Here is a 14,789-nt window from a genome sequence, read left to right as displayed (position 1 = left end):
GTGGTGCGGACTGCCCGTGGCGCTGACTGTGGTGGCGCGACTGCCCGTGGTGCGGACTGCGGTGGCGCGCGGGCAACGAGGGCGCGCGGACCGCGGGGGCGCGCGGACAAACGCTCATGGGACGTTCCCCGCCAGGAAAGATCCAAGTCGGCGGAGCCACCCCCGGCGCGACGACAACACCCGTATGCGTGTCGTCATCGTCACCGAATCCTTTCCCCCCGACATCAACGGTGTGGCGCACTGCGCCCTTCAGACCGCCCGGCACCTCGTCGCACGCGGCCATGACCCGCTCGTCATAGCCCCCGCCGTCCCGGCCGGTGAGACCGACGCGGACAGCCCCTGCCCCGTCGTACGCGTCCCCTCGCTGCCCCTGCCCGGCTACCCCCAGGTCCGGGTGGCGCTGCCCAGCAGGCGGGTGGCCGCCGCCATCGCCGCCCACCGGGCCGACCTCGTCCACCTGGCGAGCCCCTTCGTGCTGGGCGTACGGGGCATGGCGGCCGCCACCCGGCTCGGGCTGCCCACCGTCGCGATCTACCAGACCGACCTGGCCGGTTACGCCCGCACCTACGTGGGCGCCGGCGAGGGCACCGCCTGGCGGCGGCTGCGTGCCGTCCACGGCGCGGCCGACCGGACCCTCGCCCCGTCCACGGCCGCCGTCCGGGACCTGGAGGCGCACGGCGTGGCGCGGGTGAGGCTCTGGCCGCGCGGCGTCGACACCCAGCGGTTCCGGCCCGGGCTGCGGGACGCGGCACTCCGCCGCGAGCTGGCGCCGGGCGGCGAACTGCTCGTCGGGTACGTGGGGCGGCTCGCGCCCGAGAAGCGGGTGGAGCTGCTGGCCGGGGTGTGCGCCCTGCCCGGCGTACGGGTGGTCGTCGTCGGCGACGGGCCGAGCGGCGGCGCGCTGCGGGCCGCCCTGCCCGGCGCCGTCTTCCTGGGGCGCCGAACGGGCGGCGAACTGGCCCGGATCTTCGCCTCCCTGGACGTGTTCGCGCACACCGGTCCTCATGAAACGTTCTGCCAGACCGTCCAGGAGGCCATGGCCAGCGGCGTCCCGGTGATCGCCCCGGCCGCCGGCGGCCCCCTGGACCTGGTCGGCCACGGCAGAACCGGACTCCTGGTCGCCCCGCACGACGCGGGGGTTGTCCGCGCCGCCGTCGAGAGCCTCGCCGCCGACCCGGCCCTCCGCGCCGGTTACGGCCGCGCCGGGCGGGCCGCCGTCGAGGACAGGACCTGGGCCGCCGTCGGCGACCGGCTCATCGAGCATTACCACGAGGTGCTGCGCGAGCGGACGGCGGTGGCGGCATGAGCCTGCGCATCGTCCGGCTGACCAACTTCGTCACCCCCTCCTCCGGCGGTCTGCGCACCGCCCTCGACGAACTCGGCCGCGGCTACCTCGCCGCCGGCCACGAACCCGTCCTGGTGATGCCGGGGGAGGAGGAGAGCGACCGGATCACCCCCCAGGGCCGGGTCATCACCCTCCCCGGCCCCGCCCTCCCCGGCACCGGCGGTTACAGGGTCCTCACCGACCGGCGGCGGCTGCGGCTGCTGCTGGAAGGGCTCGCCCCCGATCGCCTCGAGGTCTCCGACCGCACCACCCTGCGCTGGACGGGCGAGTGGGCCCGGCGCGCCAGGGTGCCAGCCGTGATGGTGTCCCACGAGACGGCCGACGGCGTCCTGCGCACCTGGGGGATGCCGGCCGGCCCGGCCGCGCGGACGGCCGACCGGCTCAACCGCCGCAGCGCCTGGGCGTACACCCGCGTCGTGTGCACCACCGAGTGGGCGGAGCGCGAGTTCGTCCGCATCGGGGCGCGCAACGTCGTCCGGGCGCCGCTCGGTGTGGACCTGCGCCGCTGCGAGCCCGGCCGGCGCAGTGCCGGACTGCGGGCCCGTTACGCGCCCGACGCCGACGTGCTGCTCCTCCTCTGCTCCCGGCTGTCGGTCGAGAAGCGGCCCGGCATGGCCGTGGACACCCTCGCGGAGCTGTGCGCACGCGGCGTCCGGGCGGCCCTGGTGGTCGCCGGCGACGGGCCGCTGCGCGGCGGCCTGGAGCGGCGGGCACGCGGACTGCCCGTCCACTTCCTCGGACACGTGGACGACCGGGAGCGGGTCGCCGTCCTCCAGGCGTCGGCCGACCTGTGCCTGGCGCCCGGACCGGCGGAGACGTTCGGGCTGTCCGCCCTGGAGGCCCTGGCCTGCGGCACCCCGGTCGTCGCGAGTGCCACCTCCGCGCTTCCGGAGGTCATCGGCGACGCGGGCGCGGCCTCCCAGGACACCCCGGCCGCGTTCGCCGACGCCGTGACCCGCCTGCTGGCCCGCCCCGAGGCCCGCCGCCGCGCAGCGGCCCGCGCCCGGGCGGAGCTCTTCGACTGGGACCGCGCCGTGGCGGCGTTCCTGGCCGCCCACGACGCCCCCGCCGCGCCGGCCCGCACCCCCGGCCCGGAGGTCCCGGCATGACCGCCCCCACGCGCCCGGGCGCCGGCCCCGAACCGCCCGCTCCGCCTGTTGCCCCGGGGGCGGAGCCGTCCGGCGGTGACTTTTCCGGCGGTGACTTCTCCGGCGGTGACGCGTACGGCGGTGATCTGTCCGGTGGTGACCTGTCCGGCGGTGACCTGTCCGGTGGTGACGCGTACGCCGTCGTGTCCGCCGAGATCGCCGGCCCGGCGCCCCGGCTGCCGCACGCGCGCGTGGCGCCGTCCGGCGCGGAGGGCGCACCGGACCGGCCGGAGTCCGGGGCACCGCGAGAAGGGCCCGCCGGGGGAAGACGGCCGCACGCGTGCGTGGCGCCCGGCCGGCCGACGGGCATACGGGGCGGACGGGCCGCGCCGCTGCGGAGGTTCGCCGCGCTCGGGGACTCGCTGACCGCGGGGGTCGGTGACCCGGTGGAGGGCGGCCGGCGCGGCTGGGCGGCGCTCCTCGCGGGCGGGCTCGTGGAGGAGGGGGAGGACACGGGCGTCGGAGGGCGCGTGGGTGGTGCGGCGCCGGGCGAGCCGGGCGGGCGGGCCGTGGAGTTCCGCAACTTCGCCGTCAGCGGCGCCCGCACCCGGGACGTCGCCGAGTCCCAGTTGCCGCGGGCGCTCGCGTACCGCCCGGACGTCGCCTCCGTGGTCGTCGGCGTCAACGACACCCTGCGCCGCACCTTCGACCTCACCGAGCTCGCCCTCGCCCTGGACCGGGTGTGCGGGCGGCTGTCGGCCGGGGGCACCGTCCTGCTGACGGCGTGCCTGCCCGACCCCGGCGCCATGCTGGGCCTGCCGCCACCGCTCGCGCGGCCGCTCGCCCGCCGCCAGCGGTCGGTCAACGCCGTCGTGCACGCCCTGTCGGCCCGGTACGGCGCCGTCCACCTGCACATGGCCGACGCCGCCTGGGTCGAGGACCGCGCCCTGTGGAGCGCCGACCGGCTGCACCCGGGGGAGCGGGGGCACCGGACGATCGCCGCCCGGTTCCACGCCCTGCTGGCCGAACGCGGCCTGGCCTGCGGGGCCCCGCCGGACCGCGAGCCCCGGCAGCCGCCGCCGACCCGCGCGGACGCGCTGCTGTGGCTGGCCACGGCCGGGACCGGCTGGGTGGTGCGGCGGTGCCACGACCTGCTGCCGCAACTGCTGCGGCTCGCGGGAGCGGAGGTGCGGCACTGGGCGGGCGGTACCGGCGCACGGCTCGACGAACGTGCCGAGCACGCCCTGTCCGCCGCGCTCGCCGCCGTAGCGCTGCCCTTGCCGGCACCCGTACAGGCATCCGTACCGGAGTCCGTATCGGTGTCCCTGCAGACGCCCGTACGGGTGTCCGCGTCCGTGGACGTGGCGGCGCCGCTTGCCAGAATGGGGGAATGACAGGGCGCTGGGAGTTCTGGATCGACCGCGGCGGCACCTTCACCGACATCGTGGCCCGGCGGCCCGAGGGGCGCCTGGTCACCCGCAAGCTGCTCTCCCACGACCCCGCCCGGTACCGTGACGCGGCCGTGGCGGGCATCCGGCTCCTGCTCGGGCTGGCGCCGGACGAACCCGTGCCGGCGGAGCGGATCGCGTCGGTCAAGATGGGCACCACCGTCGCCACCAACGCCCTCCTGGAGCGGCGCGGCGAGCCGACCGTGCTGCTCATCACCGAGGGCTTCCGCGACGCCCTGCGCATCGCCTACCAGAACCGGCCGCGCATCTTCGACCGCCGCATCCTGCTCCCCGAAGCGGTGTACGACCGGGTCGTCGAGGTCCCCGAGCGCGTCGACGCCCACGGCACCGTCGTCCGGCCGCTCGACCGGGCCGCCGTCGCCGACCGGCTGAAGGCCGCCCATGGAGAGGGTTTCCGCAGCGCGGCGGTCGTCCTCATGCACGGCTACCGCCACCCGGACCACGAGGTGCGCGTCGCCGAGGCCGCGCGGGCGGCGGGGTTCACCCAGGTGAGCTGCTCGCACGAGGTCAGCCCGCTGATCAAGCTGGTGCCGCGCGGCGACACCACGGTCGTCGACGCCTACCTCTCGCCGATCCTTCGGCGGTACGTCGACGAGGTCGCCCGCGAACTCGCCGGGGTGCGGCTGATGTTCATGCAGTCCAACGGAGGGCTGCGGGAGGCCGCCCACTTCCGGGGCAAGGACGCCGTGCTGTCCGGTCCGGCGGGCGGGGTCGTCGGCATGGCCCGTACGTCGGAGCAGGCCGGGTACGGGCGGGTGATCGGCTTCGACATGGGCGGCACGTCCACCGACGTGTCGCACTACGCGGGCGAGTTCGAGCGGGAGCTGGGCACCCAGGTGGCGGGCGTGCGGATGCGCGCGCCGATGATGAACATCCACACCGTCGCGGCCGGCGGCGGCTCGGTGCTCCACTTCGACGGCCGGCGCTACCGCGTCGGCCCCGACTCGGCCGGGGCCGACCCCGGGCCCGCCTGCTACCGGCGCGGCGGCCCGCTGACGGTGACCGACGCCAATGTGATGCTCGGGCGCGTACAGCCGGACCACTTCCCGGCCGTGTTCGGCCCCGACGGGGACCAGCCGCTCGACGCGGCGGCGGTACGCGCCCGCTTCACCGCCCTCGCCGAGGAGGTGCGGCGGCACACCGGCACCGACCGGACACCGGAGGAGGTCGCCGCCGGGTTCCTGGAGATCGCCGTCCTCAACATGGCGAACGCCGTCAAGAAGATCTCCGTGCAGCGCGGCCACGACATCACCCGCTACGCGCTGACCAGCTTCGGCGGCGCGGGCGGCCAGCACGCCTGCGCGGTCGCCGACGCCCTGGGCGTCGACACGGTCCTGGTGCCGCCCCTGGCCGGGGTCCTCTCGGCGTACGGCATCGGACTCGCCGACGCCACCGCGATGCGCGAGCAGTCCGTCGAGGCGGAACTGGACGGCACCGTCCACGCGCGCGTGAGGGACCTCTGCGGCCGGCTCGCCGCATGCACCCGCGACGACCTGCGCGCCGACGGGCTCCCCGACGGGGCGATCACCACCCACGCGCGCGTGGTGCTCCGTTACGCCGGGACGGACGCGGGCCTGCCCGTACCGCTCGGGTCCGCCGAGGAGATGGGCGAGGCGTTCACGGCGGCGCACCGCGCACGGTACGCCTTCACCATGGACAAGCCCCTCGTGGTGGAGGCCGTCTCGGTCGAGGCGGTGGGCCGGGCCGGGCCGCACGGCCCCGTGGGCGCCGCACCACCGCCCGGAGAGGGGCCGCCGCGGCCCCGGGCGACCGTGGACGTGTTCGTGGCCGGCCGGCGCAGGGACACCCCGCTGTACCGGCGGGAGGACCTCCGGCCCTCCGACACGGTCCGGGGCCCCGCCCTCATCGCCGAGGCCGACGCCACGACCCTCGTCGAGGACGGATGGCAGGCCGTCGCGGCCGGCACCGGGCACCTGCTCCTGACCCGGGCCCGCCCCAGGCCGGCCCGGAGCGCCGTCGGCACGGACGTCGACCCCGTCCTCCTGGAGGTGTTCAACAGCCTCTTCATGGCGATCGCCGAACAGATGGGCGTACGGCTGGAGAACACGGCCCACTCCGTCAACATCAAGGAACGGCTCGACTTCTCCTGCGCCCTCTTCGACGCGGACGGCAACCTGATCGCCAACGCCCCCCACATCCCCGTCCACCTCGGGTCCATGGGCGAGTCCATCAAGGAGGTGCTGCGGCGCAACGAGGGCACCATGCGCCCCGGTGACGTGTACGCCATCAACGACCCGTACCACGGCGGCACGCACCTGCCGGACGTGACGGTCGTGACGCCCGTGTTCGGGCCATCCGGCGACCTCCGCTTCCTGGTCGCCTCACGCGGCCACCACGCCGAGATCGGCGGCATCACGCCCGGCTCCATGCCCGCCTTCAGCCGTACCATCCACGAGGAGGGCGTCCTCTTCGACAACTGGCTGCTCGTACGCGACGGGCGGCTGCGCGAGGCGGAGACCGTGCGGCTGCTCACCGAGGCCCCGTACCCCTCCCGGGACCCCGGCACCAACCTCGCCGACCTGCGCGCCCAGATCGCCGCCAACGAGAAGGGCATCGAGGAACTGCGCCGCATGGTCGACCAGTTCGGCCTGGACGTCGTCCACGCCTACATGCGGCACGTACGGGAGAACGCGGAGGAGTCCGTGCGCCGGATCGTCGCCACCCTCCACGACGGCTCCTACCGGTACGAGACCGACGGCGGGGCGGTCATCGAGGTGGCCGTCCGCGTCGACCGCGCGGCCCGCGGCGCCGTCATCGACTTCACCGGCACGTCACCGCAGCGGACCGGCAACGCCAACGCGCCCACGTCCGTGGTCATGGCGGCCGTGCTGTACGTGTTCCGGACCCTCGTCGACGACGACATCCCGCTCAACAGCGGCTGCCTGGAGCCGCTCGACGTCCGGGTGCCGGACGGCTCGATGCTCGCCCCCTCCTACCCGGCCGCGACGGTCGCGGGCAACGTCGAGACCTCCCAGGCCGTCACCGGGGCCCTGTACGCCGCGCTGGGCGTCCAGGCGGAGGGTTCCGGCACCATGAACAACGTCACCTTCGGCAACGACCGTGTGCAGTACTACGAGACCGTGGCGAGCGGCTCCGGTGCCGGGGACGGCTTCGACGGCGCCGACGCCGTGCAGACGCACATGACCAACTCCCGCCTCACCGACCCCGAGATCCTGGAGTGGCGCCTCCCGGTCCGGGTGGACGCCTTCGCGGTGCGCGAGGGCAGCGGCGGGCGCGGCCGCCGTCGGGGCGGCGACGGCGTCGTCCGGCGCATCCGCTTCCTGGAGCCCATGACGGTGGCCCTCCTGACGGGTCACCGCAGGGTGCCTCCGTACGGCATGGCGGGCGGCGCCCCCGGGGCGCTCGGCGAGAACGCGGTGGAGCGCGCCGACGGCACCGTTGAGCGGCTGGGCGGCGTGGACGTGGTGGACGTGGGGGCGGGCGACGTCCTGGTGGTCTCCACTCCCGGGGGCGGCGGCTACGGGACGCCGCCCAGCGGGCCGGGGTGAACCCGGACGGGTGCGCCCGGCGGGTGCGCCTGGCGGGTGGGGCGGCCCGGACGGGTGCGCCCGGCGGGTGGGGCGGCCCGGACGGGTGCGCCCGGCGGGTGGGGGCCGGCCACCGGGCGCACCCGGCACCGGCGCCGGCGCCTAGCGGGTGGGGATGAACCGGACGGGCGTGCCCGGCACGGCCTGGGCGGCCGCCGCCAGGTCCCGCTCCCGGACCACGGCCACCACCGGGTAGCCGCCGGTCGTGGGGTGGTCCGCGAGGAACACCACCGGGCGCCCGTCCGGCGGCACCTGGACCGCCCCCAGGACCATGCCCTCGCTGGGCAGTTCGCCCGCCACGGCACGCTCCAGGGGCGGGCCCTCGGTGCGCAGCCCTATGCGGTTGCTCGCCGGCGACACCCGGTACGCGCGCGTGGCCAGGGTGTGGAGCGCCGCTCTGGTGAACCAGTCGTCGCGGGGGCCGAGCCGGACGTGCAGGACCAGTTCCCGGGGCGGCCCCGGCCACGGCACGGCTCCGGGCGCGGCCGCCGCACGGGGCGCCGGCCCCAGCGGCAGCACCGTCCCGTCGCGCAACGGGGCCGGGCCCAGCCCGGAGAGCAGGTCCGTGGAGCGGCTGCCGAGCACGGGGTCGGCGGCGACGCCCCCGGCGAAGGCCACGTAGGAACGCAGGCCGCGCACCGCCGGGCCCGCCTCCAGCACGGCACCGGCCGGCACGCGCACCGGGGCGCCCCAGGCCACCGGGCGCCCGTCCACCGTGACGGGGCAGGCCGCGCCGCCCACGGCGACGGTCACCGCACAGCGGGGCCGCACGGCGCACCCGTCGAGCGTGGTCTCCAGCACGGCCGCGTCCGCGTCGTTGCCGACCAGCCGGTTGACGAGGGCGCCGGCGTACGGGTCGAGGGCGCCCGAGCGCGGCACGCCCAGGTGCGCGTGGCCGGGGCGCCCACGGTCCTGCACGGTGGTCAGCGCCCCGGCGCGTACGACGGCGAGGGCCCGGTCGGTCATCGGCCCCTCACGTCCCGGGGCACGAACCGGACGCGGGTGCCGGGGGCCAGCAGCGCGGCGGGTTCCCGGGCGGGGTCCCACAGCACCGCGTCCGTCGTCCCGATGAGCTGCCAGCCGCCCGGCGAGGAACGCGGGTACACGCCCGTGTACGGGCCGGCCATCGCCACCGAGCCGGGCGGGACGGACGTGCGCGGAGTGGCCCGCCGGGGCACCTCGTACCGGGCCGGCAGCCCGGTCAGGTAGCCGAACCCGGGCGCGAACCCGCAGAAGGCCACCCGGAACTCGGTCGCGGCGTGGACGCGCGCCACCTCCCGCGGCGTGACGCCCCACAGGGCGGCCACCTCCTCGAGATCGGGCCCGTCGTACCGGACGGGGATCTCGACGGCCGGCTCCACGCGCGCGTGGAGCGGTGCGACGTTCCATCCGGCGATCAGCGCGGCGAGCCGCCCGGGGTCCTCCACCCCGTCCAGCAGCACCGTCCGTGCCGCCGGGACGATCTCCGTGACGGCGGGGAGCCGCCCGGCCGCCCGGCGGCGCAGCAGCTCGGCGTGGAACGCCTCGGTCTCCTCGCCGCTGCCGAGCTCCACGAGCAAGGCCCGGTCGCCCACCGGGAGGGTCCTCATACGAACGCCTCCACGCGGACGCCCGACGCCTCCAGCTCCGCCCGGACACGGCGGGCCAGGTCCACCGCACCGGGCGTGTCGCCGTGCAGGCACAGGGAACGGGCGCGGACGGCCACCGGCCGCCCGCACCGGGAGGTGAGGGCACCGAACCGGGCCATGGACACGGACCGTTCCACGACGGCCGCCGGGTCGGTGATGACCGCGCCTTCCTCGCGGCGCGGCACGAGCGTGCCGTCGGCGGTGTACGCCCGGTCGGCGAAGGCCTCGGAGACGACCGGCAGCCCGGCCTTCCCGGCCACCTCGTGCAGTCGTGAGCCGGGCAGCCCCAGCAGCGGGAGCCGTTCGCCGGTCAGCATCACCCCGTCGACCACCGCCTGGGCCTGCCCCTCGTCGTGCACGACCCGGTTGTAGAGCGCCCCGTGCGGTTTCACGTACGACACCCGTGCACCGGCCGCCCTGGCGAACACCTCCAGGGCGCCGATCTGGTACGCCACTTCGGCGGCCAGCTCGTCGTGCGGCACGTCCATGGAGCGCCGCCCGAACCCCGCCAGGTCGCGGTACGAGACCTGGGCGCCGATCCGCACCCCGCGCTCGGCGGCCAGCGCGCAGACGCGCCGCATGGTGGCCGCATCCCCGGCGTGGAAGCCGCAGGCCACATTGGCGCTGGTGACGACCGACAGGAGCTGTTCGTCGTCCGTCAGGTGCCAGCGCCCGAAGCCCTCGCCGAGGTCGGCGTTGAGGTCGATCGAGGCCCAGGTCATGGTGGAGTCTCCCTACGCAGGTGTTACACGAGCTCGCGGCCGCGCGTCTCGGGCAGGCCGAGCAGGGCCAGGACGGCGATGCCGTAGCCCACCGCTCCGAAGACCAGCGCCCCGCCCACGCCCCAGCTATCAGCGAGGAAGCCGACCAGGGTGGGGAAGAACGCGCCGACCGCCCGGCCGGTGTTGTACGTGAACCCCTGGCCGGTGCCGCGCACCGCCGTCGGGTAGAGCTCGGCGAGGAACGAGCCGAAGCCGCTGAAGATGGCCGACATGCAGAAGCCGAGGGGGAAGCCCAGGACGAGGACGAGACCGTTCGCCCCGGCCGGGATGTTGGTGTACGCGAGGATGCACACCGCCGAGAGGACCGCGAAGAGGACGATGTTGCGCTTCCGGCCGAGCCGGTCGGTGAGGTAACCGCCCGTCAGGTACCCGATGAAGGCCCCGGATATCAGGAACGTGAGGTAGCCGCCCGTACCGACCACGGTCAGGCCCCGGTCGTTCTTCAGGTACGTGGGCACCCAGGTGGCGAGCGTGTAGTAGCCGCCCTGGACACCGGTGGACAGGAGCGTCGCGAACAGCGTCGTGCGCAGCAGGCCGGGGCGGAAGACGGCGGCGAGGGAGCCGCGCTCGCCGCTGGCCGCGCGTACCTCGGCGGCGTGCGGAGCGTCCTCGACGTTCCTGCGCACCCAGATCACGAGCAGCGCCGGGAGGGCACCCGTCCAGAACATCACGCGCCAGGCGGTGTCCGGGTCGAGGAAGTGGAAGACCAGGGTGTAGACGATGACCGCCAGCGCCCAGCCGGCCGCCCAGGCGCTCTGGACGCCGCCGAGGGTGCGGCCGCGGTGCCGGGCGGAGGCGTACTCGGCGACCAGGATCGCGCCGACCGCCCACTCGCCGCCGAAACCGACGCCCTGAAGGGCACGGAAGACCAGCAGCGTCTCGTAGTTGGGTGCGAAACCGCACAGAACGGTGAAAAGCGCATAGGTGATGACCGTGATCATCAGCGCCTTCACCCGGCCGATCCGGTCGGCGAGGATGCCCGCGAGGACGCCGCCGACGGCCGACACGACGAGCGTGACGGTGGTGAGCAGCCCGGTCTGGCCGCTGTTGAGGCTGAAGTACGCGGAGATCGCCACCATGCTCAGCGGCAGCGTGAAGAAGTCGTAGGAGTCCAGGGCGTAGCCGCCGAACGCGCCGCCGAAGGCGCGCCGGCCGCGCGGCCCGAGCGCGCGCAGCCAGGCGAACGCCCCACTGTCGCCGGTCGGTTCGGCGGAAGAGGTCCGGGGGGTCTTGGTCGTGCTCATCTGCACCTCGCAGAGGAGAGCGGGAACCGTGCGGTGCCCCCAAGGTAGGGATTGTTGAACGATCCGACAAGGGGTTCGTTCTCTCGTTCTCGCTCGCCGATTTCCTTCTACGATGAGCGGGGCGGCACCGGGCGGACGAGAAGAGGGCGTTGTGGGGACGACGGGCTCCGGGAGCGAGCGGGGCGGCGGACTGGCGGACGACCGGGCGCTGCTGGGGCGTACGAGCACGGCGGAGCGGGTCGCGGACATCCTGCGCACGCGGATCGCCGAGGGCTTCTTCCCTCCCGGGACGCGCCTGTCGGAGGACAGCATCGGCGGCGCGCTGGGGGTGTCGCGCAACACCCTGCGCGAGGCGTTCCGGCTGCTGACCCACGAGCGCCTGCTCGTCCACGAGCTGAACCGCGGGGTGTTCGTGCGCGTCCTCGCGGTCGGCGACGTCGTGGACATCTACCGCACGCGACGGCTCGTCGAATGCGCCGTCGTGCACGGCCTGGGCGAGCCGCCGTACGCGCTGGACGGGCTGATCCGGGCGGTGGGCGAGGGCGAGCGCGACGCCCGGGAGGGCGACTGGAAGGGCGTCTCCACCGCCAACATCCACTTCCACCGCGAACTGGTCGCCCTGGCCGGCAGCGACCGGACGGACGAGCTGATGCGCGGCGTACTCGCCGAACTGCGGCTCGTCTTCCACATGGTGGACGACCCGCGTGCCCTGCACGAGCCGTATCTCATCCGGAACCGGGAGATTCTGGACGCATTGCGGGCGGGGGAGCGGACCAGGGCCGAGCGGCTGCTCGTGGAGTACCTGGACGACTCGCGTGAGCGGTTGGTCCAGGTTTATGCCCATCTGGTGGAGGACGGGCCGACGGCCGAAGCCGACTGACACCACCGGCGCGGGACCCCGGGCCGAGGGGCTCCCGGCGGGGCGTCTGCGCCGTTTCGACCGTTGTCAGTGCGAGGACCTAATCTGTGCAGCGTGACTTCGCCTGCCTCGACGGAACCCGTTCCGCCCCAGCTCAGCGCGGGGCCGAGGCCCGCCCAGGGCCCGGCCGCCGACGAAGGGCTCGCGCGGCGGCTGCGCGCGCTCGCGTGCACGGCGCCCCTGCACGACCTGGACGCGCGCAAGGCGAACCTGGCGGGGGAGTACTCGACGTACGCCATGGCGGAGGTCGCTCTCGCCGCGATCGACCTCGTCACGCTCAACATGGACTTCGACACGGGCGCCGACCACGAGCAGATCGTCGCCCGGCTGCTGCCCAGGGTCGCCGCCCAGGCCCCCCGGCGGCCCGCCGCCGAACACGAGCGCGTGGCCCGCTGGGTGCTGGAGAACCTGATCAACGTCGGCAGCGTCGACCGCGGCTTCCGCGCCGTGTACGGCACGTTCGGCACCGACGGCGTCTATGTCCGCCGCGACTACGACTTCAAGCTCATCGAGGAAGTCCCCGGGTACGGCGGCAGCGTCTATCTCCGCACCACCGACGAGGCGGTCAACGTCCTCGTCGGCGCCCTCGACACCGACGTCACCAGCGCCCAGATCGCCGCCGAGGTCAAGCTCGAGGTGCTGATCAGCCGCGGCCGGCTCGCCGACGCCCAGCTCGCCGCCGAACAGGCGCGGTACCGGACCGTGCAGTACGCGGAGACGCTGCGCAAGACCCTGGAGGCCACCCGGCGCAATGTGCGCGCCGTCGACTGGCTCACCGCCGTGCCCGACATGATCGACGAGGCGCTCGACCACGTCGCCGACCGGTACCGCCACGAGAACGCCATCCTCACCAACATCCGCAAGGCCCGCGACGAGGCCGAGGACCACGAGCACAAGCGGCGTGCCGCCGAGCTCGTCGACATCGTCAAGGACTGCATCCGCCGCCACACCCAGCTCCAGTCCCGGCTCCTGGAGGCGGGCCCGCTGTTCCGGGCCGAGCAGGACCGGCAGGCCTTCGCCCAGCCCACCGCCCGTGCGGGACTCGATCTGTACGGGCAGCTCGTCGCCCCCGTCCTGCCGCTCGCCGTGGAACGGGCCACCCGCGTCACCGACGCGTACTTCGCCCACGGCACCGGCCTGCGCGCCCCCGGCTCGGTCCGCATGGGAGACCTGGTCGACCTGCTGCTGACCCCGCCGGTCGAGCGCGAGCACCTCGGCGCCGAGATGCCGGAACCGGACCTGATCGCCACGCCCGACGACAGCCGGTTCAGCGAGGAGCAGCTCGCGAGCGCCATGGAGCTGCTCGACCTGGAGCACGACGCGCCACGCCGCCTCTCCGGGCTGCTCGCCGAAGCCCGCCGCCGCGACCCCGAACTGCCCTACCTGGTCGCCCTGCTGGCGGTCCACGCGGCCAGCCCCCCGGTCGGCACGGCCTACCGGCAGGGCGAGGAACGGCTGCTGTTCGCCGTCGACGACGGCACCGAGCTGGACGACCCCGAGTTCGGCGGAGCCGACCTGATCGTCGGCACCGCCCTGCTGGACGCCGTGGGCATGGCCGCCGACCGCACGGACGCGGCATGACGCGCCCCGCCACCGCCCGCGTCCGCCGTCGCCCCGCCACCGCCCGCGTCCGCCGTCGCCCCGACGCGGGGGCGGCCCCGCACGGCCCACCCCGGCGGGGTGCCGACCGCCGGGGGTGACCCCGGGGCGCCGCGCACGGACCCGGACCGCCACACCCCACCCCCACCCGCACCCCCCGACCCCGCCCGCACCACCCCCACCAAGGAGCACCAGCCGTGAGCGACCACCACGCCGAGCACGCCGACGCGTGGAGCGAGCCGGACGCCCCCCAGGCGCCGCAGCCCGCCGCGTCCGGCACCGTCACGCCCGCCGACGCCGCCGACGCCGCCCGCCTGGTCTCCTTCGGGCTCCAGCCCAAGCTGCTGCCCGCCCGCGACGCCGAGTACGCCGACCTGCTCCGCCGGTACCGCGAGGAGCCCGCCTTCGCCCGGCTCGCCGACGCCGTGGCGACCGGACTCGGGCTGATCGTCCTGGAGGTCTCCCCGCGCGCGGGGATGGCCGTCACCGCCGCCGAGGACTCCGTCTTCGCCGTCCGCATGGGCGACTACGCGCGCCGCGCCTCCACCGACTCCGGCGACCGCTTCCTGCACGGCCTGGCCCACCTCGCCGTCGCCGCCATGGCCTTCCCCCGCCCCGAGGACCTCGCCGACGACGGGTACATCGGCCGCATCACCGTCAACGGCGTCGACGCCTTCGTACGCCAGGCCTGCCGCCGCCTGGAGGAGCGCGCCGAGGAGCAGGGCGAGAACACCGACCCCGCCACCGACGCACCCGGCCTGGAGGCCGCCTGGCGCATCTACGCGCGGCGCAGCGCGACCGGCGCCACCAAGGACGCCCGCCGGCTCGCCGGCTCCACCACCGGCATCATCGGCAAGGCCGTCGCCTTCCTCACCGACTCCGGGTTCCTCCAGCGCACCGGCGACGAGGGCGGCGGCTCCTACCGCACCACCGCCCGCTACCAGCTCCAGGTCCGCGACATGGCGGGCAGCGCCGCCATGGCAGAACTGCTGGAACTGGGCGTCGTACCGGTCTCCGACGGCACCGCCACCCTCCTGCCGCCGCCGGAGGGCGACGACCTGGAGCTGGCCGCCGACGCCGGCCTGCCCTTCCACGCCTGACACGCGCCACACGACAGCACACGACAGCACACGACTGAGAGTCCGC

At 75.4% G+C, this 14,789-nt stretch carries 11 protein-coding genes and 1 pseudogene; 8 read left to right on the top strand and 4 right to left on the bottom strand.

What is annotated here, in order from left to right:
- The first annotated feature begins 184 nt into the window (after positions 1 to 184).
- The 5 genes and pseudogenes from E2B92_RS18640 to E2B92_RS34145 all read left to right on the top strand — a co-directional run bounded on the left by E2B92_RS18640 (position 185) and on the right by E2B92_RS34145 (position 7,432).
- Entirely contained in the window at positions 185 to 1,306 is a 1,122-nt protein-coding gene (locus tag E2B92_RS18640) for a glycosyltransferase family 4 protein (RefSeq protein WP_126889133.1), read from the top strand.
- Positions 1,303 to 2,454, top strand: coding sequence for a glycosyltransferase (locus tag E2B92_RS18635; RefSeq protein ID WP_126889134.1), 1,152 nt, complete (start codon positions 1,303 to 1,305; stop codon positions 2,452 to 2,454). Before E2B92_RS18640 ends, E2B92_RS18635 begins: the two co-directional genes overlap by 4 nt.
- A 347-nt stretch (positions 2,455 to 2,801) precedes the next feature.
- A complete protein-coding gene (locus E2B92_RS18630) occupies positions 2,802 to 3,827 on the top strand; it encodes an SGNH/GDSL hydrolase family protein (protein WP_443070290.1) in 1,026 nt (341 codons plus the stop codon).
- A pseudogene (locus E2B92_RS34150) lies at positions 3,824 to 5,239 on the top strand (hydantoinase/oxoprolinase family protein); the annotation flags it as partial. The gene E2B92_RS18630 and the pseudogene E2B92_RS34150, both read left to right, overlap by 4 nt.
- Positions 5,240 to 5,299: 60 nt before the next feature.
- Complete coding sequence (locus E2B92_RS34145; protein ID WP_443070289.1) at positions 5,300 to 7,432, top strand: hydantoinase B/oxoprolinase family protein; 2,133 nt, start codon at positions 5,300 to 5,302, stop codon at positions 7,430 to 7,432.
- Between the two features lie 141 nt (positions 7,433 to 7,573).
- Here E2B92_RS34145 and E2B92_RS18620 read toward each other — a convergent pair whose 3' ends face one another.
- The 4 genes from E2B92_RS18620 to E2B92_RS18605 are packed head-to-tail and all read right to left on the bottom strand — an operon-like array spanning position 7,574 to position 11,125.
- Positions 7,574 to 8,437, bottom strand: coding sequence for a biotin-dependent carboxyltransferase family protein (locus E2B92_RS18620; protein WP_126888590.1), 864 nt, complete (start codon positions 8,435 to 8,437; stop codon positions 7,574 to 7,576).
- Entirely contained in the window at positions 8,434 to 9,060 is a 627-nt protein-coding gene (gene pxpB, locus E2B92_RS18615) for a 5-oxoprolinase subunit PxpB (protein ID WP_126888591.1), read from the bottom strand. The genes E2B92_RS18620 and pxpB overlap by 4 nt, the downstream gene beginning before the upstream one ends.
- Positions 9,057 to 9,821, bottom strand: coding sequence for a LamB/YcsF family protein (locus E2B92_RS18610; protein ID WP_126888592.1), 765 nt, complete (start codon positions 9,819 to 9,821; stop codon positions 9,057 to 9,059). The genes pxpB and E2B92_RS18610 overlap by 4 nt, the downstream gene beginning before the upstream one ends.
- Before the next feature lie 23 nt (positions 9,822 to 9,844).
- A complete protein-coding gene (locus E2B92_RS18605; RefSeq protein WP_126888593.1) occupies positions 9,845 to 11,125 on the bottom strand; it encodes an MFS transporter in 1,281 nt (426 codons plus the stop codon).
- Between the two features lie 151 nt (positions 11,126 to 11,276).
- Here E2B92_RS18605 and E2B92_RS18600 point away from each other — a divergent pair, with 151 nt between their 5' ends.
- From E2B92_RS18600 to E2B92_RS18590, 3 genes are all read left to right on the top strand, one after another.
- Positions 11,277 to 12,005 carry a GntR family transcriptional regulator gene (locus E2B92_RS18600; protein ID WP_126888594.1) on the top strand — a complete coding sequence of 243 codons (729 nt, stop codon included), beginning with the start codon at positions 11,277 to 11,279 and terminating at the stop codon, positions 12,003 to 12,005.
- Between the two features lie 93 nt (positions 12,006 to 12,098).
- Positions 12,099 to 13,625: a hypothetical protein gene (locus E2B92_RS18595; RefSeq protein WP_126888595.1), complete on the top strand. Its 1,527-nt coding sequence runs from the start codon at positions 12,099 to 12,101 to the stop codon at positions 13,623 to 13,625.
- A gap of 215 nt (positions 13,626 to 13,840) precedes the next feature.
- Positions 13,841 to 14,743, top strand: a complete 903-nt coding sequence (locus E2B92_RS18590) for a hypothetical protein (protein ID WP_133087611.1) — start codon at positions 13,841 to 13,843, stop codon at positions 14,741 to 14,743.
- Positions 14,744 to 14,789 lie beyond the last annotated feature (46 nt).

The organism is Streptomyces sp. WAC05374, from assembly GCF_004353505.1.
Classification (GTDB): domain Bacteria; phylum Actinomycetota; class Actinomycetes; order Streptomycetales; family Streptomycetaceae; genus Streptomyces.
The sequence above is the reverse complement of the archived record's forward strand: the minus strand, read 5'-3'. Positions and strand labels throughout refer to the sequence as shown.

What these genes read in the sequence shown, in the direction of transcription:
- E2B92_RS18640 (WP_126889133.1), top strand. Translation starts at nt 185, where the DNA reads ATGCGTGTCGTCATCGTCACCGAATCCTTTCCCCCCGACATCAACGGT.
- E2B92_RS18635 (WP_126889134.1), top strand. Translation starts at nt 1,303, where the DNA reads ATGAGCCTGCGCATCGTCCGGCTGACCAACTTCGTCACCCCCTCCTCC.
- E2B92_RS34145 (WP_443070289.1), top strand. Translation starts at nt 5,300, where the DNA reads ATGCGCGAGCAGTCCGTCGAGGCGGAACTGGACGGCACCGTCCACGCG.
- E2B92_RS18620 (WP_126888590.1), bottom strand. Translation starts at nt 8,437, where the DNA reads ATGACCGACCGGGCCCTCGCCGTCGTACGCGCCGGGGCGCTGACCACC.
- pxpB (WP_126888591.1), bottom strand. Translation starts at nt 9,060, where the DNA reads ATGAGGACCCTCCCGGTGGGCGACCGGGCCTTGCTCGTGGAGCTCGGC.
- E2B92_RS18610 (WP_126888592.1), bottom strand. Translation starts at nt 9,821, where the DNA reads ATGACCTGGGCCTCGATCGACCTCAACGCCGACCTCGGCGAGGGCTTC.
- E2B92_RS18605 (WP_126888593.1), bottom strand. Translation starts at nt 11,125, where the DNA reads ATGAGCACGACCAAGACCCCCCGGACCTCTTCCGCCGAACCGACCGGC.